Annotated in this window: 18 protein-coding genes; 9 read left to right on the forward strand and 9 right to left on the reverse strand. The window is 64.5% G+C overall.

What is annotated here, in order from left to right; all coding sequences use genetic code 11:
* Positions 1-61 precede the first annotated feature (61 nt).
* Together ACFSGX_RS05725 and ACFSGX_RS05730 are read left to right on the forward strand one after the other, a co-directional pair.
* Positions 62-1,708 (forward strand): sensor histidine kinase, encoded by a 1,647-nt coding sequence (locus ACFSGX_RS05725; protein WP_380928138.1) that lies wholly within the window; start codon positions 62-64, stop codon positions 1,706-1,708.
* Positions 1,709-1,768: 60 nt separating this feature from the next.
* Entirely contained in the window at positions 1,769-1,993 is a 225-nt protein-coding gene (locus ACFSGX_RS05730) for a hypothetical protein (RefSeq protein WP_380928139.1), read from the forward strand.
* 474 nt (positions 1,994-2,467) lie between these two features.
* On the opposite strand, the gene ACFSGX_RS05735 is transcribed toward ACFSGX_RS05730, so the two are convergent.
* Positions 2,468-5,905, reverse strand: a complete 3,438-nt coding sequence (locus tag ACFSGX_RS05735; protein ID WP_380928141.1) for an SdiA-regulated domain-containing protein — start codon at positions 5,903-5,905, stop codon at positions 2,468-2,470.
* 504 nt (positions 5,906-6,409) lie between these two features.
* Between ACFSGX_RS05735 and ACFSGX_RS05740 the strand changes: the two genes are divergently transcribed.
* From ACFSGX_RS05740 to ACFSGX_RS05765, 6 genes are all read left to right on the forward strand, one after another.
* Positions 6,410-6,757, forward strand: a complete 348-nt coding sequence (locus ACFSGX_RS05740; protein WP_380928143.1) for a hypothetical protein — start codon at positions 6,410-6,412, stop codon at positions 6,755-6,757.
* Entirely contained in the window at positions 6,750-6,974 is a 225-nt protein-coding gene (locus ACFSGX_RS05745) for a hypothetical protein (RefSeq protein ID WP_380928145.1), read from the forward strand. The genes ACFSGX_RS05740 and ACFSGX_RS05745 overlap by 8 nt, the downstream gene beginning before the upstream one ends.
* Positions 6,971-7,153, forward strand: coding sequence for a hypothetical protein (locus ACFSGX_RS05750; protein ID WP_380928147.1), 183 nt, complete (start codon positions 6,971-6,973; stop codon positions 7,151-7,153). The genes ACFSGX_RS05745 and ACFSGX_RS05750 overlap by 4 nt, the downstream gene beginning before the upstream one ends.
* Positions 7,146-7,367, forward strand: a complete 222-nt coding sequence (locus ACFSGX_RS05755) for a DUF6961 family protein (protein WP_380928149.1) — start codon at positions 7,146-7,148, stop codon at positions 7,365-7,367. Before ACFSGX_RS05750 ends, ACFSGX_RS05755 begins: the two co-directional genes overlap by 8 nt.
* A 40-nt stretch (positions 7,368-7,407) precedes the next feature.
* Positions 7,408-8,043: an SOS response-associated peptidase family protein gene (locus ACFSGX_RS05760; RefSeq protein WP_380928151.1), complete on the forward strand. Its 636-nt coding sequence runs from the start codon at positions 7,408-7,410 to the stop codon at positions 8,041-8,043.
* Positions 8,044-8,585: 542 nt separating this feature from the next.
* Positions 8,586-8,822 carry a DUF6961 family protein gene (locus ACFSGX_RS05765; RefSeq protein WP_380928153.1) on the forward strand — a complete coding sequence of 79 codons (237 nt, stop codon included), beginning with the start codon at positions 8,586-8,588 and terminating at the stop codon, positions 8,820-8,822.
* A gap of 4 nt (positions 8,823-8,826) precedes the next feature.
* On the opposite strand, the gene ACFSGX_RS05770 is transcribed toward ACFSGX_RS05765, so the two are convergent.
* Complete coding sequence (locus ACFSGX_RS05770) at positions 8,827-9,744, reverse strand: LAPAL motif-containing putative phage structural protein (RefSeq protein WP_380928155.1); 918 nt, start codon at positions 9,742-9,744, stop codon at positions 8,827-8,829.
* A 225-nt stretch (positions 9,745-9,969) separates the two neighbouring features.
* A complete protein-coding gene (locus ACFSGX_RS05775; protein WP_380928157.1) occupies positions 9,970-10,533 on the reverse strand; it encodes a recombinase family protein in 564 nt (187 codons plus the stop codon).
* A 757-nt stretch (positions 10,534-11,290) separates the two neighbouring features.
* Between ACFSGX_RS05775 and ACFSGX_RS05780 the strand changes: the two genes are divergently transcribed.
* Positions 11,291-12,442: an acyltransferase family protein gene (locus tag ACFSGX_RS05780; RefSeq protein WP_380928159.1), complete on the forward strand. Its 1,152-nt coding sequence runs from the start codon at positions 11,291-11,293 to the stop codon at positions 12,440-12,442.
* Positions 12,443-13,135: 693 nt separating this feature from the next.
* Here ACFSGX_RS05780 and ACFSGX_RS05785 read toward each other — a convergent pair.
* The 6 genes from ACFSGX_RS05785 to ACFSGX_RS05810 all read right to left on the reverse strand — a co-directional run.
* Positions 13,136-13,633: a M15 family metallopeptidase gene (locus ACFSGX_RS05785; protein ID WP_380928160.1), complete on the reverse strand. Its 498-nt coding sequence runs from the start codon at positions 13,631-13,633 to the stop codon at positions 13,136-13,138.
* Positions 13,634-14,357: 724 nt separating this feature from the next.
* Positions 14,358-14,666 (reverse strand): hypothetical protein, encoded by a 309-nt coding sequence (locus ACFSGX_RS05790; RefSeq protein WP_380928162.1) that lies wholly within the window; start codon positions 14,664-14,666, stop codon positions 14,358-14,360.
* Positions 14,663-15,166: a hypothetical protein gene (locus ACFSGX_RS05795; RefSeq protein ID WP_380928164.1), complete on the reverse strand. Its 504-nt coding sequence runs from the start codon at positions 15,164-15,166 to the stop codon at positions 14,663-14,665. The genes ACFSGX_RS05790 and ACFSGX_RS05795 overlap by 4 nt, the downstream gene beginning before the upstream one ends.
* Positions 15,167-15,274: 108 nt before the next feature.
* Positions 15,275-17,179 (reverse strand): tail fiber domain-containing protein, encoded by a 1,905-nt coding sequence (locus ACFSGX_RS05800; protein ID WP_380928165.1) that lies wholly within the window; start codon positions 17,177-17,179, stop codon positions 15,275-15,277.
* The gene (locus ACFSGX_RS05805) at positions 17,176-20,736 is read right to left on the reverse strand and encodes a hypothetical protein (RefSeq protein ID WP_380928166.1); all 3,561 of its coding nucleotides are present in this window, start codon (positions 20,734-20,736) and stop codon (positions 17,176-17,178) included. The genes ACFSGX_RS05800 and ACFSGX_RS05805 overlap by 4 nt, the downstream gene beginning before the upstream one ends.
* On the reverse strand, positions 20,733-23,123 hold a 2,391-nt coding region (locus tag ACFSGX_RS05810; RefSeq protein ID WP_380928168.1), incomplete at its 5' end, for a hypothetical protein. The genes ACFSGX_RS05810 and ACFSGX_RS05805, both read right to left, overlap by 4 nt.

The following is a 23,123-nucleotide window of genomic DNA, read 5'->3' on the forward strand; positions in this document are numbered from 1 at the left end:
TTACCGACATGCAGGGCAGGCCTGAGTGCAGCGCTGCCAGTAATTCGAGGAATCGCCCCCGGTGCGTTACGACGACATGATCGGCACCGTGCTGGACCAGGGACCGGCCACCGACGCCGCGCGATCGGCGGCGTGGCGGCAGGTGGTCGACCTGATCGCGCAGGGCCGCGGCGGCGGCAACACCGATCGCGGTTATGCCTATCTGCGCCAGGTCCGCAGTGCGGTGCCGGCCGAGCTTCGGGCGCGGTGTGCGCGGTCGCTGGCGGGGCGGCGTTTGCCCGCGGCGCTGGTGTTGCTGTTCGCGGAGGATGTGCCGGCGATCGCCGCGCCGATCTTGTCGACCGCGCGACTGGCGGATGCGACGTGGGACGCGGTGCTGCCGAGGTTGTCGCCGACGATGCGCGGCATGTTGCGCCATCGCCGCGACCTGGATGCCGAGACGCGGCGTGCGCTGGCGACGTTCGGGGCGACCGACCTAGTGCTGGGCGCGCCCGACGGCGAGGCTGATACGGTGGTCCCCGTGGCGCCGGCGACGGTTGCGGCGATCGAGCGTGCGCCGGAAGCCGCGGCCAACCCGATCGGGGTGTCGATCAGCGACTTGGTCAAGCGGATCGATGCTTATCGTCGCGAGCGGCCGTTTCCGGTGGCGACGCCGGCCGCGCCGCCCGCGACGGCTTTCCGGTTCGAGGCAGGGGCGGACGGCGTGATCGTCTGGATCGAGGGCGCGCCGCGCGAGGCGATCGTCGGCGAGACGCTTGCGCGGGCCGCTGCGCTGAATGCCGGGCACGGGGTGGACGGGCATGTCGCGGGCGCATTCCGCCGGCGCAGTCCGTTCCGCGACGCGCGGTTGTCGGTGGCCGGGGCGGGGCCGGCGTCGGGCGACTGGCGGATTTCGGCGGTGCCGCTGTTCGCGCCGGTCGACGGGCGCTTTCTGGGCTATCGCGGAACCGCGCGGCGGCCGCGTGCGGACGAGATCGCGGTGGCGGCACCGCGCGACGCCGCGATGCTGGGCGTATCAATGGCGCCCGATTCGTTGCGACAGCTGGTGCATGAATTGCGGACGCCGCTGAACGCGATCGTCGGGTTTGCGGACATGATCGCGGCGGAGATGCTCGGCCCGGTCGGCGAGAATTATCGGGCGAGAGCCGGTGCGATTTCGGACGACGGGCGGCGGCTGGTGTCGGCGATCGACGATCTGGACATGGCCGCGCGGATCGAGGCGGAGCGGCTGACGCTCGGCGGTGGGCGGATCGACCCGGCGACGCAGCTGGCGGACATCGTCGCGCGTCATGCCGGCGCGGACGGGGTGTCCGCGATCGACCTGATGATTACGCCGGGGCTGGACGGACGGTGCGGCGACGGCGTCGTGTTCGACCGCATGGTGTCGCGCCTGGTGGCGGCCGCGGTCGGGCTGGCGGAGCGCGACGAGCGGGTGGCGGTGACGCTGGAGCCCGAGGGGGTGCGCGGGGTGCTGTTCACCGTGTCGCGTCCGCGCCGGCTGGCGGGGCGGGATGAGCGCGCGTTGCTCGACCCGGGCTATGCGCCGGACGGCGACTGGCCGGACGGGCCGTTGCTGGGGCTCGGCTTCTCGCTGCGGCTGATCCGCAACCTGGCCAATGCGGCGGGCGGGAGCCTGGTGATCGAGGAGATGCGGTTCGTCCTGCGGCTGCCGTTCGCGGTGATGGAGACCGAGGCGGAGAACGCCTGAAGGGGCGACGGCGCGGTGCGCGGGTGGTAGGCTTGGCCGATTGCGGACCGGAAAGGCACCATGCGGATGACGAATGATCAGGGCGAGACGTTCGGCGGCTGGTTGCTGCAGCAAAAGGACCGCGAGGGCTGGGTCGGTGATCTGGCCAAGGCGGCGCGATCCGACCCGAAATTCCCGAAGGCCGGCGATCCGGAAGCGGTCCGCGGCCGCCTGCGCGAGATGATGGCGGAAGGCGACATGTTCGAAGCGGTCGACGACGCGGAGAGTGCTTGGCTTTCGAGCTGATTGGGCGGGGGTGATCCTGGACCTTGGCGTAAAACTTGTTTGTAGCCGGAGCGTTTCGAAGCGCAGCGGCTCGTCATGTTGGTCGCGACACGCCTGGCGCGCGAGTTGAAGGTTAGCTGCGAGGCGCTTTGGCAAGCGTAGGCGCGAGGCTCGTGGTGTCCGGCACCGCTACCAGCGTCGCGACAGGCGCGATATTCCGGGATTGATTTTGTCGGCCAAAGGGCTGGGCGTGTGTTCGGCGGACTCGTCGCAGTCCAGACGACGTGTTCGACGAGGGCCTGGCACGGCGACCGTCCGCGCGATGCGGCATACACGCCATTTCTAGCGGCAACGGGTTACGCCAACAGCGTCTACGGCTTTCATGCCGGGCCTGCTGTGCTGCTGACGAAGTTTGACCCACCAGGCGACGTTTCAGAACGGTCTGAAAGCAAACGCGACTGCCGATCCGTGGACCGGCAGTCGCGTCCTGCGGCCTCAGCCTGCGACGTAGTCGAGCGAGGTCACCGGGGTGGGGAGCATGAGGTCGAGGGCGAAAGTGACTTCTTCGACGCCGAAGACCTGCGTGACGGCGCCGGTGGCCAGGTTGGTTGCCGAGAAGCCGCCGCTGATCGACTGGAAGCTGAAATCCACGACGCTGCCGGCGAGCGCGACGGTGTCGCGCCCTTCGCCACCGATGAGGATGTCGTTGCCGAGACCGGCGACGATCGTGTCGTTGCCGGCACCACCGTCGATATAGTCGTTGCCGGCGCCGCCATCGAAATAGTCGTTGCCCGCCCCGCCGCTCATCGTGTCGTTGCCGGCCTGGCCCAGCAGGATGTCGTCGCCGGCATCGCCGACGAGCTGGTCGTTGCCGGCGCCGCCGTCGAGATAATCGGCACCCTCGCCGCCCGACAGGACGTCGATGCCATCGCTGCCGATCAGCGTGTCGTTGCCGTTCTGGCCGAGCAGGATGTCGTCACCGGCATCGCCGTCGAGACGATCGGCATCGTCGCCGCCGTCGAGATAGTCGGCACCCGCACCGCCGGACAGCCGGTCGAGGCCGCCGGAACCGATGAGCGTGTCGTTGCCGGCCTGCCCGAGCAGCGTGTCGTTTCCGGCATCGCCGTCGAGGCGATCGACGCCGTCGCCGCCGTCGAGATAGTCCGCGCCGTCGCCGCCGGACATGCGATCGCTGCCGGTGCCGCCGATCAGCACGTCGTCACCGCCGAGGCCGATCAGCGTGTCCGACCCGGTGGTGCCGCCGATGCCGTCTGCGCCCTCGGTGCCGGTGACGGTAATGCCGACCGTTTCGGGGGTCAGGATCGTGCCGGGCGAACCAATTTCCGCGCCGTCGCGGGCGGCGGCGAAGGCACCGCGGACGCCGTCGGCGCTGAACGTTGCGATCGTGGCGTTGTCGAGCGCCGCGCCATTGTCGAACGTCGGGTACGGGCCGGCGGGCGACGCGCCGAACGTGACGCTGGCCTGGACCACGCCCGAGGCGTTGAAGAGCGTCACGGCATCGCCGCCGGTCGACAGGCCGACGCCGCCGCCGGTGTAGGTGCCGAACTGGAGCCCGGCGGGTGCGGTGCCGCCGAACCAGGTGTCGATGAAGCTCTGCACCGTCGTCGCGGCGGTCGCTGTTTCGAGGAAGATCACCGATTCACCCGCGGCGATGCTGGTGACGCCGCTCAATGCGACGGCATTTGCGAAGGCGCGGCTGCTGTCGTCGAACTTCCAGCCGGTGATGTTGACCGCGGCGGTGCCGGTGTTGGTCACTTCGAACCAGTCGGCCTGGACCGGGCTGTTGCCGCTGGACCAGGGAGCGACTTCGGTGATGCGCAACTGGCCGGTCGTGTTGGCGGTCAGATCGAGCGAGAAGCGCACGCTGGCGTCCGGCGTCGTGCCGACGGTGACGTCGTCGACGTTGACGGTGACGTCGTAGCGCGCCTTCACATTGGCATCGAGATCCTGACCAGCCTTCAGGTAGAGGCCGGTCGCGTCGACTTCGAAGGCACCGGCATCGGCGCCGGACAGCGTCAGGCCGTTGGTGCCGAGGCCGTCGTCCGTGACGATGACGGAGGCGATCTTGACGCGGGCGTCGGTGCTCGTCGTGTCGGGCAGGGTGGTGATCTCACCCGTCAGGCCGATCGCGCTGGGTGCGCGGTTGACCGGCGCCGCGACGCCGCCGATCGTGCCGGGCGAACCGGTTTCGGTGGCGTCCCCGGGCGCGACGAACGCGCCGTTGGTGCCCGCGGTGGCGAAGGTCGAGATCGTCGCGTGGTTGACCAGCGACGTGCTGTTGATCTGCGCGGCGTTGTCGAACGTGGCGTAGGGGCCGCTGGGCGAGGCGCCGAACGTCACGCTGGCCTTCAGCGTACCGGCCGCGTCGAACACGTTGGCGGCGTCGCCACCGTTCGACAGGCCGACACCCGCGCCGGTGTAGGTGCCGATCTGGACACCGGCGGGCACGGTGCCGCCGAACCAGATGTTGGCGAACGTCGCGATCTGTGCTGCGCCACCTTCGAGGAAGATGGCGGATTGGCCGGCGGCGATGGTGGTGACCCCCGACAGCGCGACGGCGCTGGTCGAGGAGTAGCTGTTGTCGTCGAACTTCCAGCCGGTGACGTCGATCGCGGTGGAGCCGGTGTTGGTGAGTTCGAACCAGTCCGCGCCGGAGCGGCTGCTGCTGGCCCAGGGGGCGACCTCGGTGATCGCGACGGTGCCGGCGGCGGCCTCGTTGACGATGTTGGTGACGTTCAACGTGTAGGCGACGCTGGCGTCCGGCGTGGCGCCGACCGTCGTGTCGTCGACGTTCACGGCGACCGAGTAGCTGGCCTTCGTCTCGAAATCGAGCGTGGTGCCGGCTTTCAGATACAGCGCGTTGCCGGACAGTTCGAACGCGGCGGCGTCGGCACCGGTCACGGTGAGCTGGTTCGTGCCCAGGCCATCGTCGGCGACCGCGATATCGGCGACCTTGATGCGGTCCGCGGTGTTGCTGTTTTCAAGCAGCGCGGCGGTCGGGTTGCTGAGCGTCACGCCGGTGGGAGCGAGGTTTGCGCCGCCGGTGGTGGTGGGCGCGTAGACCCAGAGCTGCGGGTGATCGATGTCGCCGCCGCCCTCTTCGCTGACCAGGTAGATCCGGCCGGCGCTGTCGACGGTGATGCCCTCGACCGTCATTGCGGCAAGATCGATGCCGCTGGGCGTCGCGGGTGCGACGAGCTGGAGCGAGCTGTAGACGGTGCCGTCGCGTCCGACCTCGACGATCCGGCCTGATTCCTGGCTCAGGACGAGCAGGCGGCTTTCGTCCGCGGTGCCGACGGCGCCGGCATAGTTGGAGAGCGCATAGACGTCCGACAGGTCGGTCGTGCCGATGCGGGCCGGATCGAACAGGTTGGTCGAGTTGACCGTGGTCGCCGAGCCGTTCGTGGCCGTGCCGGCCGCGAAATCGATATTGGTCTGGAAGATGCCGAGCGCATCCTTTTCCTTCACCACGATGTAGCCGCCGGTAAGCGGATCGTAGCTGAGCCCTTCGAGACCGACATTGCCGATGTCGGTGCCGAGATCGACGGTGCGCGCCGCTTCGCGCGTCAGCGTTGTGCCGGGGGCGTAGGTGAATTCGACGACCTGGCGGGTGCGTTCCTCGGTGAAGACGAACTTGCCGCCGCCGATATAGGTGATGCCTTCGCTGTCGTAGAAGGTCGTGCCCTGCGGGCTGCTGCCCTGCGCGAGGGTCATGGCGTCGATGAACTGGCCGGTCAGGCTGACCTGCGTGACGGAGGTGCCGCCGTCGCCGACGATAAACAGCGTGTTGGTGTCGCGGTTATAGGCGACGCCAGAAGCCTCCTGCGCCAGCAGGTTGCCGGTCGGGGCGGTCGTCCGCGTGGGTTCCGGCAGGTCGTAAGTGGCGACGCGCGTATAGTTTGAAAGGTCCATGGCCACTCATCCCTTGAAGTCCGAGCCCCAACGGGACGCGACGACCACAATGGGGGCGACGACGGTCGATCCGTCGGGCCAGCCAGGGCGCGTTTCCAGTTGCGGGATCGGATCGTTTTCTTACCGAACGCAGGGCTAACGCGGCATTGTGAAGAGTATGTGACAAAATCGTAATGGTTTTTGCCGGGCTGTTCTTCCGGGCAAAGTCACTATTGTCGGGCGCGAATGGCTAATACGTAATCGTACGCCTTTGCCCGAACCTATCTGCGCATCGCATATCGGTTTTAGCGCTGGTGGGCCCGGCACCTATCACATGGAACGGGATAAATGGCGGTTTGCCGTCATTCCTAGATCGGTAGTCTAGCGAGATGCCCCCTCAAATGCCCCCAGGATAGAAGTCCTTAACCTACGACTGCTATCCGCTCCCCGACGACTATACCATGCTAGCGACTCGAGGACGGGGGGCGGATGACTGACACCGGGACCAGGGGCGGGGCCGCGAGTATGGTCGACGTGCCGTTGGTGGATGCGAATATTTTTTGGACGCCGGTCGCGTACGGCGGCCCAGATAATCAGCACCTTCGTGGGACGCTGACGGTGGAGAACCGCGCGGAGCCGGATCGCACGACGCGCTACTTTGAACACGCCGTCACACTGGGTGGCTGTGCCATGTGGTCGCTGTGGACCTCACAGGCGCGCATCTTGGAGCTTTTTCGGTACGTGACGTTAATGACGGTCAGGGATGGTCTGGACCCAACTTATGTCCATTGTCAGCTAGCGGTCATCCCAGAATATCGCGAAATGATGTCGGAGTATCTTCCTGTCCTGCGAACAGAGCAGGGGGATGGCTGACACGAACGACAACGGCGAAACCTTCGGCGCTTGGCTGCTGTTACAGAAGGACCGTGAGGGCCGGGTGGGTGACTTGGCGACGGCCGCTCGGTCTGATCCAAAGTTCCCGCGCATGGGCAGCCCCGAGGATGTCCGCGCACGGCTCCGCGACACTATGGCCGAGGGCGATATGTTCGAAGCCGTGGATGACGCCGAGGCAGATTGGATGCACTATTGACCGATCGCGGCGACATTCCGAATTTTGATCACCTGCTCGCGAAGAAGCAAGCTGGCATCGCGGCTCGACAATTGATGAGCCTGCTAACTGATGACGCAGTGCGCACACTGATGGCTGACGACCAGGAAGAGACGCGCCGGTTCGCGACTGAAGAGTTCAATCGGAGGGGGCTTGAGTAACAGGCCACCGGTCCTGATAGAACGGGAGCTCTGGGCCTGCGCGCAGCAGGTTATACAAGAGCACGGCCACCACGCACCTGAACACATTGCGGAGCGGGTGGCTACTTTGGCACTCGACGGCGACGTGGCCGGCGTCGAGACCTGGAAGCGGATCGCCGATCGGGTTGACCAACTTTCGGATCATGGGCACGCGCGGCAGCGTACGCGGCATTGACTTGCCCCTTACGGGGCTTCGATCACCAAGGGGATAGCTGATGTGCAACCGAGCCCGCATGGCCGGCGAACCAGAGACGATCGCTGAACGCTTCGGCACGAAGTGGCTTGCCGCCCGTCCGATGGACAACCGCTTTCATCCGCAGGAGCTGGTCCCTCGCTCGCGTGCCTGGGTCGTACGCCGCGATGACCGCGGCCGCGGCTTGGACGTCATGGCTTGGGACGTGCTGAGCGGTGGTGGAAGATGGCCCATGACCAATGTCCGCCAGCTCGGCCTGCCACAATGGCGGCGTCTGGCGGAACGACCGGAAAACCGGTGCCTGATCCCGTTAACCGAGTTTTGCGAATGGACGCCGGACGTTCACGACGTCGGCGGGGGCAAGCCGCTGAAAGGGGAGATGTGGTTTGCGGTTACCGACCAGCCCGTGTTTGCGGTGGCCGGCTTCTGGCAGGCGTCCGCGAAGGGAAACGGTTTCTCAATGGCGACGTGCGATCCAAACGAACTAGTCGCGCCGATCCATCCGAAGGCAATGATCACGGTGCTTGAAGAGGCGGACTGGGAGCGCTGGCTGACTGGCAGTTACGACGACATTGTCAGCCTGCAACGTCCCTATGACGCGGACCGCATGACAGTGCGTGGGCCAGTGTTCCCGACGCGCCAGGCCGGGACGAAGTGAACCGTTTTGCGGTGATCAACTACCGTTTCTAGCGGACCAGAGTGAAGTTCAGGATAGGTCCCGATACGTTGAATGAGAAGTTTTGTTGATAATTGTGGGCGTGGCCGGCGAATAAGTATCGCGCCCTTATCCCACATCATTAAAACTGGTCTTGAAACAGGTAAAGTAGAGCATCGTCGGCAGAGTTTCCTAGGTGGCGATGGCTGAGAGCAATTGACGCTCTGCGTGTAGAGAGGGTGCCCTCATGCTTATGGGCAGCAACGACCTGACACCGCCATATCGATCGTCTCCATCGTGCGACTGCCACGGTTCGGCGGCATTGCTGCTGATTGAAAGTTTGATTCACGAGCTGTGTGCGCGGTCGATCCTAACCGTCGCAGAAGCGGCCGCTCTCGTCGATCAGGCTGCTGACGTCCAGTATGCTACGAGCGATGCGGCAGATGTGACGCGGATATCCGTGTCATCCTATGCTGCCCTCTTAGCTATCGCGGCATCACTGCAAACGGACGAGAGAAGCCTCGGTACTCCTGCTGTGATCCGCGATGATGGGTAATGACGGCGTGGCGCCTCGCAGCTTGCTTCCAGACCGCGACATCTGGGCTTGCGCGCAGAAGGTGATGTCACAGTACGGCGATCGCGTAATTTTTCATATCGCTGAGCGGGTCGGTGTGCTTTCGCTGGTCGGAGATATGAGCAGCGTCGATATGTGGATGCGGATTGCTGATCGCGTCGACCAGTTGTCGGATAATGGAACTTCCGGGCGACGTACACGGCACTGAGGCTTCAGTCCGGTTCATCGAACGGCAGTTCGTCGATAACAAACCGGTTAACGAGCACCTCTTCGACGGACAGGATTGTGTAGCGCTCCTGAAGCAACTCGTTGTCGTGCCCATAGAGCAGCTCAATGCGAACCGTGCATTGCAGGGCATCCCCCGGCCGAACATCGACCGCACGCTGCTGAAAACGGCGGAGCCACGGCTCGTCTTCTATTTTGGCTTGGATCGTTCGCTTCCCGTGCCGTAGATCCCACCGGCTGGTCCCAAGATAGTCCGGTTTTTTTACAGCGAGGATCATGGGCGACGCGGGCTGGGAAAGAGTCCGCGCGACGGCCAGCGCTTCGATATCTTCGAGCGGCCAACGGAGCGAGAGCCTCATCTCCACCTCCCCGTTCGGCGTGATCATCGTTGCGCGATCGCCTTCGATCAGATGCGCTTTCGTGCGCTGGATATCCCGCATCGCGTTGACCAGCGCGTTAGGCGAAGGAGGCGAATAATCTGGAAGGTGGCGGACATCGGTTTCCGCCGCGATCCGCTGTATTTCCCGACGTAAGTCGGGAAGGCGCTGTGGTGCGTCCTCAGTCTCGGTCCACTTGATGACCGCGTATTTTGCCTTCACCAGATAGCTGCCTACCTGCTTCTTCCAGTCCATATCCTTCAGCGCGTCGTCGTTCACTGAAAGGAGGGCAGTCCGAAGCCAAGTCTTGATTGAGCCGATCTCGATGTCTTCGAGCATCATGACTGTTTCGATGCTGGCGTCGATCGACTGGACTAGCTCGGCGTCGAGCGCCTCGCAGGCCTTAATAAAATCGTGAGTGGCGGCGAACACGCGCGACGCCGACCCTTCTCCTTTTTTGAAATCAATCTCAAACGCGAAATCCGCAGCCGGCGGCGCTGGCTTCGTGTCGCTCAAGATGATCTCCATGCTGGACATTCCCGCTGGCTATCCGCGGGATGCACCTTGGTCAATGACACTGCATATGGAGCGGCCCGACGGGGTCGCGTAGTCCTCGCACCACGCGATGTTGCGGTAAGCGCGGTGTCGTGATTAGCAGGACGTGGGTGATTTGGGACTCAGTCTGATGGTGCAGCGAGTTATCGACCTTCTTGCACGGATCGGGACGATCCTGCTGATCAACGATCTGCTGTCTTAGTCGGAACGGTCAGCCGCCCCGCCGTCGGTGAGACCGCGCATCCGACGAATGTAATTGTAGAACGTCGTTCGACTGACCGCATGCCGCTTTGCCGCGGCGGTCATGCTCATGGCAGCGCAGTCCTTCTGAACCTGCGGCCAATCGGCTGGGCCGAGAATGGTGTACCGACCGGGCCGGCAAGGGGGGACGTTTTTTCGCTCTGACCCACGGTTCGCATAAGCGGCGCCAGCCGAGGCAATCGCGTCAAGCGTGGCGCCGCAAAGGTTGTTCACGCCGGGCAAACCAGTCGTCCGCACATCCGCGCTCCGCGAGCGAATATGGGCAATCGTCGCCACAAGATCGGCACCGTGGACGGCAAGGCATTCGAGCTCATAGACCGCCACCGTGTCACCTGGCTTTAAACACTCAAGAAGTGCTGCACGTCGTCGGAGATCGCGCGGGTGTCGGCTGTGTCCCCGGTCTATCTCAATGTCCGCGCAGCCCGCTTCCTTCAGGCTGGTGATCTGGACAGACAGGTCCACGTGGGCACTGCCTGATCGGGCATAGGCAAAAACGGACATATCGGATGCGCTCTAGCTCGAACGTGCGATTGCGAAAAGAGCGGCATTCACAAAGCTAATGGTTCGATGCCGTGGCGGTCAACATCACGGCGGACTCGGAACTGCCGGGGCGGCCCACGCGCTTGCAGACGCATGAAGTCCGACGATCTACCACCGCCGATGAAGTGCGACGAGACCGGCCACGACTGGCTAATCCTTGCCACAGCCGAAGGGCAGCCCCTGCGCGCTGTCGCTCGTTGCTGCGGCGTGAAGGCGACGGTCGTGCGGGGAACCTGGGTCCTAGATCCGCCGGAGCGTGGTCCAGACGAAGCCTAGCCCCGACCGGCCGGGCTGATCTCCGACCAACCGCGATATCCGCAGCGCTGGCATACTAGCTTCCGCTGGAAGTCCCGAATCGTCCGCGCCTGTGGCAGGCGTGCAACCAGGTCCGCGGTCAATATCGTCGTTGAACGACCGCACCGCGCGATCGAGGTGCAACTGATCGTCAGGTGCGTCGCGCCCTTCAGGTAGTCGGTAAGGGAAATGTCGAACCGGTGCGCCACGAATCGTCCTTTGGAACAGGACGGAAAAATGACGCGGCGGGTGCGTGTAGGAAAGCAGTGATGTACGAGCAGGCGCGATCAGCCACACGTGGTTAGCAGCTTGTTAATAAAACGACTCGATCTTTTTCGCAGCCGTGGCCATACAGCCTGCCGCAGATGCGAGATCATCCGCTAAGCAGATTCCAGCCGATGTTTAACTGCGAACGGGAGTTGTCATGAACGGACAGACCATCGGCAAGCGCTTGGAGGAGCTGCGCGCGCCAGTAGGGTTCGACTATCTCCGCATCGGGTTGTCCGTCGCGGTGCTTCTCTTCCATGCGGTTGTGACGAGCTATGGTCGCACCGTCGAGTCTGCGCTGGTATGGGATACGTTGCTTGGCTCCGTTGTCCGTATGATCCTGCCAATGTTCTTCGCCCTCAGCGGCTTTCTGGTCGCCGGCAGCATCTTCCGATCAGGAACAACCGTCGGGTTCGTTCTACTGCGTGCTTTGCGGTTGCTGCCGGCGCTGACCGTCGAGGTAATCATCTCCGCCCTAATTATTGGCACCGTCTTCACGACCCTTCCGCTGGCCGAGTACCTAAGCAGCCGCGCTACGTGGACCTACTTTGCCAATATCCTCGGCCGCATCCACTACCAACTACCGGGGGTGTTTCAGTCCAACCCTGACCCGACGGCGGTCAACATGTCGCTGTGGACAATTCCCTACGAGCTAGAGTGCTATCTGGCGCTCATATTTCTAATGGTGACCCGGCTTGTGAAGATGCGTGCCGCCGTTGTGGCGATCACCTCGCTGACGTGCGTCGCAATGTTCGCCGGGGCGATGATCCAGACGGAGCCAGTGGTGCTCCGAGCGATCGACGCTCGGGCGCTGATCGTGTGCTTCTTGGCGGGTGTATCGATCTACCTCTACCGCGATCGGATCAAGCTCTCCTTACCCGCCTTCCTCGCATGCACCGTGGTTTCGGTTGCTTTGCTCGGTTGGAACGAAAGTTCAATGTTGACCCCGCCGCTAATTGCTTATCTAACCGTCTATCTTGGAATGACCAACCCGCCTAAGAACAAGATAATCGCGTCAGGCGATTACTCCTACGGCATTTATTTGTACGCTTACCCGATCCAGCAGGCCGTTTCGTACTACCCCGAGTTGCGACACTGGTGGATCAACGTACTCATCACTTTGCCAGCGAGTTTTCTTTGCGCCCTTTTTTCTTGGCACTGTGTTGAGAAGCATGTCCTTAAATACAAAAAGGCAATCGCCGGGGCGCAAGCTCCGTTGCCCCGCCTTGAATCTTGGGCGCTCGGGCACACGGCGAGGGGTTGGCGGGCAATATCGAGGCGCCACGTTGCGACCCCTGAGCAGCAGTAGCAAATGCTGAGTCTGGCGCGCCGCGCTCCACTAGTTCAACGATAGGGCATAGCCTCACGGTACTAAGAGCGAAACAAGATCCGTCGTTTGCTGGTGACCGTATTCTCTTCGGAGCGGTCAGGCCCGACGCGAAAGTTGAGCCGGCATGCGACCAGACTGCGAATCCATGTGCGGACGCCGGAATCATCGGCGTGGGACCTACGCCCTGCGGAGAATTCGGCGCCATCAACGTGCCAGCTCGAAGTGCGGGCCGCTACCCTCGCAGCCCAAGCGCGCGGGATTCCTCCCACCCTCTAGCAATTCTGGCGTGATAGGCAGCCCTAGTGACGCCGGTGGTTTCCAGCCATGCGACTAACGGCTTCCGGTCGCCGCCCACTTCGATCCAGTTCGTGGTTCTGCGGTTCCGGCACTGCTCTTGGAAGGTTGCCCACCGACAGTTGTTCGGCGAATAACCGCGGTCGTTATCAACGCGCTCTATCGTAAGTTCGTCTGAGTACCCGTTGGCAATCGACCAGATACGAAAAGGCTCAAATTCTCTCCATCCCGCGCAAACTGTTATTCCGCGGGCGGCGTAACGGCGGATTGCATGAGGATTGGAATTCGGGTTGCATCGTTTAATCATGCCGCGCCAAATATTGAACAGGCGCGTCACCTGACCTTTTCGGGCGTGACCGTGTTTGAAGTTCATGGCGGTTATATCACTAGTTCAAAGTGCGGTGAATCCCCTTCGCCTTTCTCGCGCGGCTTGCCGTCGCCGTCCCAATCCGCGCCCCACCGGATTTCGACGCTCTCGATCTCAGCAGCGGCGAACAGCAATTTTGCCATTCGATCGAACCGCGCCATGTTGCTCGGCGTCAGCGACCAGTCGACGGGAAATGGTGCGAGGTCGACCGCGTGCCCGAACCCGTCTTTCTGCTTCCGATGCTTTGTCGAGAGCGGGTTCGACAGCCAAGTGACCTTGGCCAGCTTGGGCTTGGCATAGCTGGCCGGGACGCCCTTCGCCGCGAGCTGCGCCACGGTGCGGCCCTTGCCCCAGTTCGCATAGGCGTCCTGATCCGAACGGACGCCCTCCAAGACAGTGAAGTCCTCGGTCGACCGGGCCATCAGCGCCGCGCGCTTCACGACACGGACCAGGTCGGGATGCACGCCGATGAGGCGCGCGAGAGATCGCGCACCGAGAATGATGCTCATGTTGGTCTCCGATTGTAAGAATTAGACAGCAGAACTAAAACTTTCAACGAAAGTCTTAATTCAGGACAAGAACTGCTTGCTGCATGGCAGCGAGTGTTGTCGCACGGTAACCGACTTGCCGTAGGTCCGCTGGCAACGGCTTCCGGCCAGCGGACCGAACCCGACATGAAAAACTGGAATGCGTTCGCTCTAAGTTAATCTAATGCTGTGCATCTATCGCGAGTGCGGTAACCGACTTGCCGCACTCCCGCCGGCGACGGTTCTTCCGGCCGGCGGGGTTAATTCATGTTGTGATTTCTAATAATCAGGACGTACCATCCACTTACCGCGGTTGAGTCGGTCTTCCGCGCAGTCCCTGCCAGCGAGTCCCCAAGCCTGGCTGGCAGGGCAACTTAGCCCTGCTTCTCATCCGGCTGCATGATCGCGCTACACGCGGAAGCGGATCGGGGTGGTGCCGATGAGTTTTCCTCTGCTATAAGTAATACATCGCGGGCTGTTCGGGTGTCCGCGTAGTCCTCGCCGGCGAGACCACCCTTAGGAATCGCCGGCGGGGCATCCCCTCAGCTTTGCTTGTCGGCGGGCTGATTCTCCGCGACGCGCGAGTAAGCGCATCGGGGAGGTGCCAGTGGAATTTTCTTCGCTATAGAAGCGGCACCGCGGTCCTTCGAACAGCCGCGTAGTCCTCGCCGGCACCCCCCCCAGGAACCGCCGGCGGGGCATTCTATCAGGCCTGCTTGTCGTCCGGCTGTTTGAGTGCAGCACGCACCGCCCCGACGATCAGCCGGAAAGTGCCGAACCCGGTCCACCCGGCGGCGATGCCAGCGCCGAGGATGAAGTAGACCGGCCAGTCATATTCGGCGGCCAGCGCGCCACCCAGCGCACCGAACGCCGGCAGCATCGTTAGTTCGACCATGATCTGCTTGCGGCCGACGGGCAGGTCTTGTTCCATGCGGCGACCCAGCCGGCCGATCTGACCGGACGCGACAGCGAACACCATCAGCGCGAACACCCACCACGTATCAGGGATCTTCATGGTCGCACCGCGGTGACGATGCCGATGCCGAGGCCCATCACCGCGAAACCGATGCTGACGTAGACGCTAAGCGATCGCTTGCGCGTGACGGCCGCGTGCATCGCCGACATGCCTAGCGATAGAGCGATGGCGCCCGCGAAATCCATGCTTCGGTCGAACGCATCCCAACGGCCCGGCAAGCGTGCCACCAGCTGCGCGACGTCACCGACGCTGCCGAACGACAGCCCAACGCCAATCAGCGTCATGCCGCCAAACAGAAGCAGACCGGACCACCGCGTCGTCAACGCGATGATGAGGTCGGCATATTGCGCGTCCAGGCTCTGGCTGAACCAGCGGCGTCGGTCTGCCCAAGTAGCGTTCCTCGAACGCGCGACCCGCTTGAGGCAAAGCAATACCGGCTTTAGGCCGTGCCCGCTTACAGCGATGAACCGGAGTGCAGAAAGGAAGATGATCCAGACTGCGGTGACCCCGACGACATGGACAACGGAAGGATCGGTCACAGGACGCACGCCTGGGGTCGCACCGGCACAAGGCCGGCGACGGGGTTCGTCTTCATGGTGGGTGCTCCTTGAGTTACGCCGGCGGCGCGGGGGTTCCGCGGTCTGTGATCAAGCGTCGCGGAGGGCGGCAAGTAACATCACGGCCAGCTGCTCGTACCGAACGGAGTAGCGCGTCACCGGCTGACCTTCGGCGTCCAGCTGGGGTCGCGTCTCCGTTCGCACGACCCGCTCGACCTTCTGCGTGCGCGGACGCTGATAGGTGGCTTGCCGCGCGGGCGTGCCCGGGATCGTCACGACCGGTTCGGCGGGACCGCGAAGTATCCGGCCGATCCAGCCGCGCTCGCCGGGCATCGTGCGCGGCCCGATCGCCGGCAGCATGACGGGGTTGCCGTCCGTGTCGACGATCGGCAGGTGGTCGACGACGGGAACGCGCCGGGTGACCGGTTCGCGGATCAGGGTGGCGACACCGTCGACGACCTCAACACGCTCGTCGTCCTCGATGACCTCTTCCGTCACCGGCTCGTCAATCATCTCGCGAACTTCGAACGGCTCCATCACCGGATCCTCGCCAATGACGCCGTACCGGCGCCAGTCGAGCCCCTCGGCCTCGAACGCTGCGATCAGGTCCTGGGCGATGATGCCGAAGTGCAGTCGGGCATGGTCCTCGCCTTTAGCGGCGACAGCGTCGAGATACTGGAACACGACCAATGGAAGCCCCCGCGCGACCGCCTTCTCGGCTTCGATGATCGGGCCGCGGGTGTGCTTCAGCCGGGCGTCCGAGCCCACCGTCGGGTTGTTGGCGAAGTAGCTGTTGTTCCAACGCCGGATCGCCGAGCCAAGATCATAGCCTGCATCGACGAGCGGCAGATGCGTGTGCGTCCCGAACCAGATCGACCGAACCGAGATCGCGCCGTTGCCAACCCCGCCGTTGCCGCCCTCCGCTTCGATACGGCTATCATAATCGACGTTCGTCCCGCTGCTGTGGAAGTCGATGTGCGGCTTGCCGGCGAGCGACAGCGAGCCCAGCTCAAGGCCAGCGTTCGGATTGTACAAGGACAGGTTGCCGTCGGTCCAATCGCTGTTCTGCGTCCGGAACACCGACCCGGTGAAGGCGGTGTTCCGCATGTCGATACCGTTGGCCAGCACCGGCGTGTCGTCGAGCCGCAGCAGCGAACTATCGCTACCGAGCGGATTGCCACCGTTCTGCGCGCCGACGTGGATGCCGTACCGGGCGCCAAGGTTCGGGCCGACGATCCCCGAGATGCTGAGCGCGGCGTCGATTACTGCACCGCGCGTCTGCACATAGTCCGCGATCTGGATACCGCTGCGATACTGGACAGTGCTGCCGGCTATCGTGACGCAGTTACTTTCGAACGCCGTGGCGTTGAATACCCCGATCGCACTACCCTCGATCTGGGTAATCGACGACATGCCGAAAAACGCGCCGAGCGGAGCGGACGGGGTGCCGCCATCGCCCGTGAAAGTCTGGCATTGCCCCTGCAGCCCGACGAAGTTCCGATCCGGATTGTCCGCTGCGGTCGGCGCGCGCTGGAACAGCGAGCCCTTGATCGCATGGCGCCCGCCACGGGCAGTCGGGCCGCCGAAGTGCAGGTCGATGTTCTGTCCGTTGACCTTGGAGCTGAACCCGCTGTTGGGGACGGTCTGCGAGACAGCGTCGTCACGGATCACCGCGCCCGAATAGACCCACTCGCGGGCATTGGACGTGACGGTCGATCCTGGGATCGCCAGTTGCGGGTTGCCGTCGAGGCCGACGATCGACGCCGCGATTTTCGTAAACCGGTCGAGGCATGGGAAATAGATCGTCCGGCCGTCGAACGTCTCCATCGGGTAGTAGCCGAGCGGCCCGGCCTTGCCTCCATTGGCGTCGAAACTGTCCGGATCGTCGAACGTCCCGGCATAGAAGTCGCCGTTGCTGCCCACAACGCCACCCTGCCGCGCGATCAGATCGGTGACGCCGGTGAGAAGCTCAGACGGGATAGTCGCGATGCTCATGGGATTTCCTCGAATTGCTTCTGACGCAGCCCACCGACGCCGCTTGGGTTGTTGGTCGTCGTTCCGGTCGTGCCGCCATCGCCGGCGTCATCGCCGTTGATCTGACCGCCGCCGCCAGCGCCCGCGCCGGGGCCTTCGCCAGGCGGCGCGCTGATCCAGATTTGGGTAAAGGCCGTGCGGACGCGCTCGGTGACCTCTTCGTGGCGCGCGGACGACCGGATGTTGGCGCCGCCGGTGCAGCGCACCTGCACGTCGTACTGCGCCTCCGCCGCCATCGGCACGCTGTCCGAGAAGCCCCAGGCCATCATGCCCCCGACAGTAGACACAGCCATCGGCAGCCCATTGGCTCCGCCCCAAACGACATGCCCATCCTGCACTCGGACGATCCGGTAATAAGCAGCGCCTGCCGGGTTGCCGATGTTCTGGGCATGGAACGACACGAAGCCCGTCATGGGCGACCCGTCGCGGCTCACGATGCCGACACCCATGAACCCGGTGAACGTCGCCTGGCTGTTGTCGTTGGATGCCGCGCGATCGTAGAGCGACATCTGACCGGTGGAGCCGAAGTCGAGGGCATCCTTCCCGACCGAGCGGATTTTGATCGTGTCGACGACTAAGCTCGGCGCGTAGACGTCGTTGGGATTACCATCGCCGTCCGCATCGGAGCCAAGGACGAACAACGGCGTGCCGTCCGGCTTCAGGAATGTAACGCTGTCGAACGAAAAGACGAGATCGCCCTTCGTGCCATCATTGGTCGCTGTGTACCCAACCACCTTGCCGTTGGCGTCGAGGCTTAGAACGGCCTTGGTGCTAACGGCTCCGTCCGCATCGACGATCACCTCGCGAAGGTCGTCGATCCGACCTTTCTGGCCGTCGATCGATGCCTCAACGCTCTCGATGTCCAGCGCGCGCGCTTCCTGCTCACCGGCGATCGCCGTGCTCAGGTCGGTGACCGATGCCTTGCTATCGATGTCGCCCTGCAGCTCGGCAGTAACCTCGGACAGGGCGTCGGCGCGGGCCTCACTCTCTGTCGCAATCGCGCGATCGAGCCGGCGGACACCCGCCTTCGTGCCGAGCGACGGCTGGAAATTGGTGGCCCCACCTTGCTGGAACTGGACCCTCGTCACTCGCTGGGTCTTGCCCGCAACCACGTTGTTGAGCCGGACGCGAGCCTTTGACGCCGCGGCTGGCGCGACCACGGGCGGCGAAGCGAACCGCGACCATCCGTCAGTCTGGATCCGTACCGCCTCGCTGATCCCCTGGCCGGCGTTGTTGATCCATTCGACCGTGCTGTTCGTCGTCGCCATGTCGTCCGGGTCGGCTTCCAGGCTTAAGCTGTAGGCGTTGCCGGGCTGCACGCTGACGTCTTGATAAATCGATGCAACGTCGTCCGTCTGAACGAAGGTCCCGACCCCGAACCCGTAGATCACGTCCCAGTTTCCGGCGCCGCTCGAGAGCCAGAAATCCAGTTCCTCGGTGAAATCGGGATTATCGAGGAGGTTGGGGCTGCCGTTCCGGAACCGGGCATTCACGATCGACAGGTCGGACGCGCGCGCTTCCTGCTCGGTCGCGACCGCCTGTTGCAGCTGCAACACTGTTGCGCGGGTCGCGAGCGCGTCCCCAAAGTCGGTCTGCACAAGACGAATGGCCTCCGCGACCGCGGCGGCCTGATCAACGAACGCCTGCTGTACGTCGGTAACGCTGGCCTTGGCGTCGATCTTGCCGTCCAGTTCGGCCACGACCTGCTGCAAAGCCAACGCGCGCGCCTCGCTCTCCCCGGCAACCGCTTCGGACAACTGGGTTACCGAGGCCTTGCTATCGAGCTCGCCCTGGAAATCGGCGGTCAGTTGCACAAGCCGGCCGGCGAAGCTCTGCGTTGGGCTGATCATCACCTGATCCAGGTCAAGGATGAACGCCGATCCGTCCGGCGAGACGACCCCGAGCAACCGGATTGTCTTGCGGATGGTGTTCTCGCCTTCCCGCCGGTCAATCGTTTCCTGACGCAGGACCAGCTTGACCTTCTGGCCGGCCAGCATGCCCATCTCTTCGGCGCGGATCGCTGCCGCATTCGCGAGCAACGTGCTTTGCAACGCCGCGACAATTGTGGCGTGAGCCTGCTCTTCCAGGGCATCAGCATCTTCGCGAACGACGTCGATCCTGTCGTGGGCCGCGGCAACCGCCTCGGCCCCGGCGGCAACCTGCCTGATGGCATCCGCGACCGTGCCGTCGGGTCCGAACGGCGACAGCGGATCTGCGGTGTTCGTCGCGTTGTCGTCCGGCTTGGTACCGGTCGGATCACGAACGGCCTCCCAATCGACAGCGCTTTCGATCGGCGCCAGCTTCGTTGCCTTGCTCAGCCCCTCAATCGACAGACTCAGCTTGCTGACGCCGTCCGCCACCTCGACCGAGAAATCCTTGAAGAACCCGTAGATCGTCAGACTGTCGAGCCCGGACTGGCCGATCCACAGGCACGGCCGCGCGCGGACAGCCACGATCCGGTTAGCGACGACGTCGAGCGCGTCCGTGCGGATCAGCGCCTTGGCGGTCATCTTCTTGGCCCATGCGCGCTCGACAATTGTGACCTCGCCGAAGTCGTCGACGACCTTGCGGCTGAAGTCCGTGATGCCGGCAGTCGGCGACGCCTCGGTGATGCCCAGCCCCACACACCGCCCGATCAGCATCGTGCCGACCGAAACCGCGCCGTCGCCGCTGATCCGCACGTTCACCGGGCCAGCGGGCAGATCGAGGAAGGTAATAGTGTCGGCGGCGGCAGGGACCGTCCGATCGTAGCCAAGCGCCTGCACCCGCACCGTCGCGGCCTTCACGTCGAGCAGCGCGATCGCGCCCGCGACCCCGGCGTCCAGCGTTACAACGATCGCGCCGTTTGCCGTCGTCATCGTGCCGAGCGCCTGGTCGAACATCGCCCAGCGATTGGTCGGGCCGAGGTCCAGCCAGCGTCCGGCCGGCGTCGCCGGATCGTTGCCGAGATTGCCGGCGGCGAGGCTCTCGTAGATCCGGTGAGTGGATCCGCGGATGACGCGCGCACCGATCGGATAAGTCGTTTCGGCATCCCACGCCGGGGCGTCGGTCTCCGGCACGCTGCTGACCGTCAGCACTGCGTCCGTCACCGTGGCAGGCTGGAGTAGCTGCAACGTCGACGCGCGATCGTTCGGCGCCGGATCTCCGCCCGCATCGGCCGCCGCGGCCGACGACGCTATGCCTTCGATCGACATCGAGCAGAAGCTTACCGACGTGCCCGGCAGATCGACCTGGAAGTCTTTGTAGAACCCCTGGACCTGCAGGCTCGCGAACCGTTCGTCGGCCACCCACAGCGCAGACGTTGCGCGCAGGTCGGCCAGCCGACGCTGGAGACTATCGACGTCAGGGGAGGGCACCGCCAGGCGCACCGACATCTTGCGCGCAAACCCGCGCTCCACGACCGTCGTGACCCCAAAGTCGTCGGTGACCCGGCGGCTATAGTCGATGATCCCGATCGTGGCGCCGGTCTCGGTCGTGCCGAGGGCGATACTCTCGCCTGAAGGCGTCACCACCCTCATGCGGCGACACCCGTGACGCTGATCGCCTCACCTCCGTTCGGAGCCGTGACGGCCTCCAGACGGCGATCAATTCGGCCGGTGTTGCCGGCGATCGTTGCGTTTCCGCTGTTGGTATCGGCGCGCAGCATGGCGACCTCCTCACGCAGGGCCTTCACCTCGGACACGAGGTCCGCGGTCGGACTGGTGCTGCCGCTCGCGTCCGACGACGCCGCGGTCAGCGCCGCTGGGATCGCACCGTCCGCGGCGTCCGTGCCGCGGAGCCCATTGATCGCGCCATAGGTCGCCTCCAGCATCGCGGCCGTCTCAGCCTGGACGCGGTCCAGTTCCTGCCGGCTGGTCGCCGCCAGCGCCGCGGCATCAAGCAGTGACTTCGACAGCTGCGGTAGGCTCTTCGCCGCATCCATGTCGCCGCCCTGCGCGGCACTGTTCGCAGCGTTGAACTGCCCCATCAGCGACGCGAACGTCCCGCCGCCACTAGCATCGTTCAGACCGCGGATCCGCTTCACCTCGTCCATGATGCTGGCGCCGACGCCCTTCCACGCATCGCGCAGTTGCTCGGCCGCCTTGGCGGCTTGCTGTGCGTCCTGGACCGCCCAGACCTGTTCCTGCAGCGCGCGGTTGCTCGGATCGATCTTGGCAAGCTCCGCCGCCCGGATCGCGGCGGTGTCGCCCGCCAGATCGAGCAGTTGCTTCTGCAGGTCCTCGCGCTCACGCACGATCGCGGCCGCCGACGCCGCACCGTCGAGCGCCCCCTTCAAGTCGGCGAACGCCGGCGCCAGCTGGATCAGCGTGGCGTACATCTGCTGCCCTGCAGCCGTGGACAGATCCTGCGCGTCGACCAGCGCCCGGTATCCGGCCAGCGTTTCGGGCATGGCGAGCCCAAGCCCCGCGAACGCGCGACCCATCTGCGCGGTCTGCGCAGCGGCCTGTTCGGCATCCGAATAGAACGCCTGGAAGTAGGCGTCCGCCGCCCCGGTGAAGTCGGACACGCTATCGAACAGCCCGGCGACCGCCATGTCGATATCGACGCCCATCGTGCCGGACGTCACGCCCAGCCGCTGGAACACCGCATCGACCTGTTCGACCGTGGACGCGACCCGCACCAGCGTCTCGAACGCGCCCTCGCCGACCTGCTGGAAGCGCGACAGGCCGGGGATCGCGGCCTCCGCCATGCCGTCCGCCGCCGCGCCGAACACCGCCTCCAGCTTCTCCTGGATCTCGGTGCCGGTCAGGCCCTTCAGGTCGATCTTGCCGATATCGACGGTGAAGCCGAGCAGGCGATCCTGCACGGCGTCGAGCGACTGGCCAAGTGGCGCCGCCGCAGCGCCGATCGTGTCGTAGAACTGCCGCAGCAGCAGTGTGAACTGGTCCTCGATCCCGGCGTCCGCACCGGTCAGGCTGGTGCTGTACTTCGTCGACGTGGTCAGCCCGAACAGCTTCTTCTTCTTCTCGACGTCGCTGTAGTAGGACGCGTCGAACCCGCCGGACAGGATGTCGCCGACCGACTGGCTGTCGCCGTACAGGCCGCTGGCGACCACCGTAGTCTTGCTACCGAAAAGGTTGCCGAGCAGACCGCCGATCACCGGGATCTTGCTCAGCAGCGATCCGACCGCGTCCGTCTTGAAGCCCTCGTTCACGCCGCCACTGGCGTCAATGTTGCCGGCGCGGACGAGCAGCGACGACAGCCCGCCCAGGCTGCTCTCGATCGAGCGGAGCGACGACAGCATCCCGCGGCTGACGCCGAGCGTGGCGTCGTTGATCTCGCCCAGCATGTCGATCGACCGCTGAATGCTCTCGCTCTTCGCGGCCGTGTCGCCCAGCACGGTGCCGGTCCCTTCGTTCGCCTTGGGCAATGTGTTCTTGCTGCTGCCCCCGCCGAGGATCGCAACGCCGATCCCGACCAGGGCAGCCGCCGTCGCTGCCATCGCCGCGATGTTGGCGGGGAAGGGTAGCTGGCTCTGCTTGGCGACACCGACCGTGCCCTCGGCCGCTGCCTTCACGCCGGCGTTGGCGACGGTCACGCCCATCTCGACGCCATTCTGGATCATCGACGCGATCGACATGGCGAGCTGAACGGCGCGGAACGTCATCTCGGCCGCCTGCAGGCCCTTATAGATCCGGCTGTGCTCGGAGAACATCGACTTGGCCGCGTTCGTCATCGTCGCGTAGCCCGACACCCGGTCAGCGGCACTGCGGATCGCGTACTGCCGCTCGACCGCCGCGCGCGCCTTCGCGCCCTCGATGGTGGATCCGTCCAGCACCTTCAGACGGTCCTGCTCTTCCTGTGCCAGCCGCGCCTGCTCGGCGCCGTAGGACACCAGGCCGGTCAGGACGTCGCCGATCGCCGTGCCGACCTTGCCGAATGCTTCCGTCATGCCGGAGGCCGC

It is taken from the genome of Sphingomonas arantia (assembly GCF_042682045.1).
Classification (GTDB): Bacteria; Pseudomonadota; Alphaproteobacteria; order Sphingomonadales; family Sphingomonadaceae; genus Sphingomonas_R; species Sphingomonas_R arantia.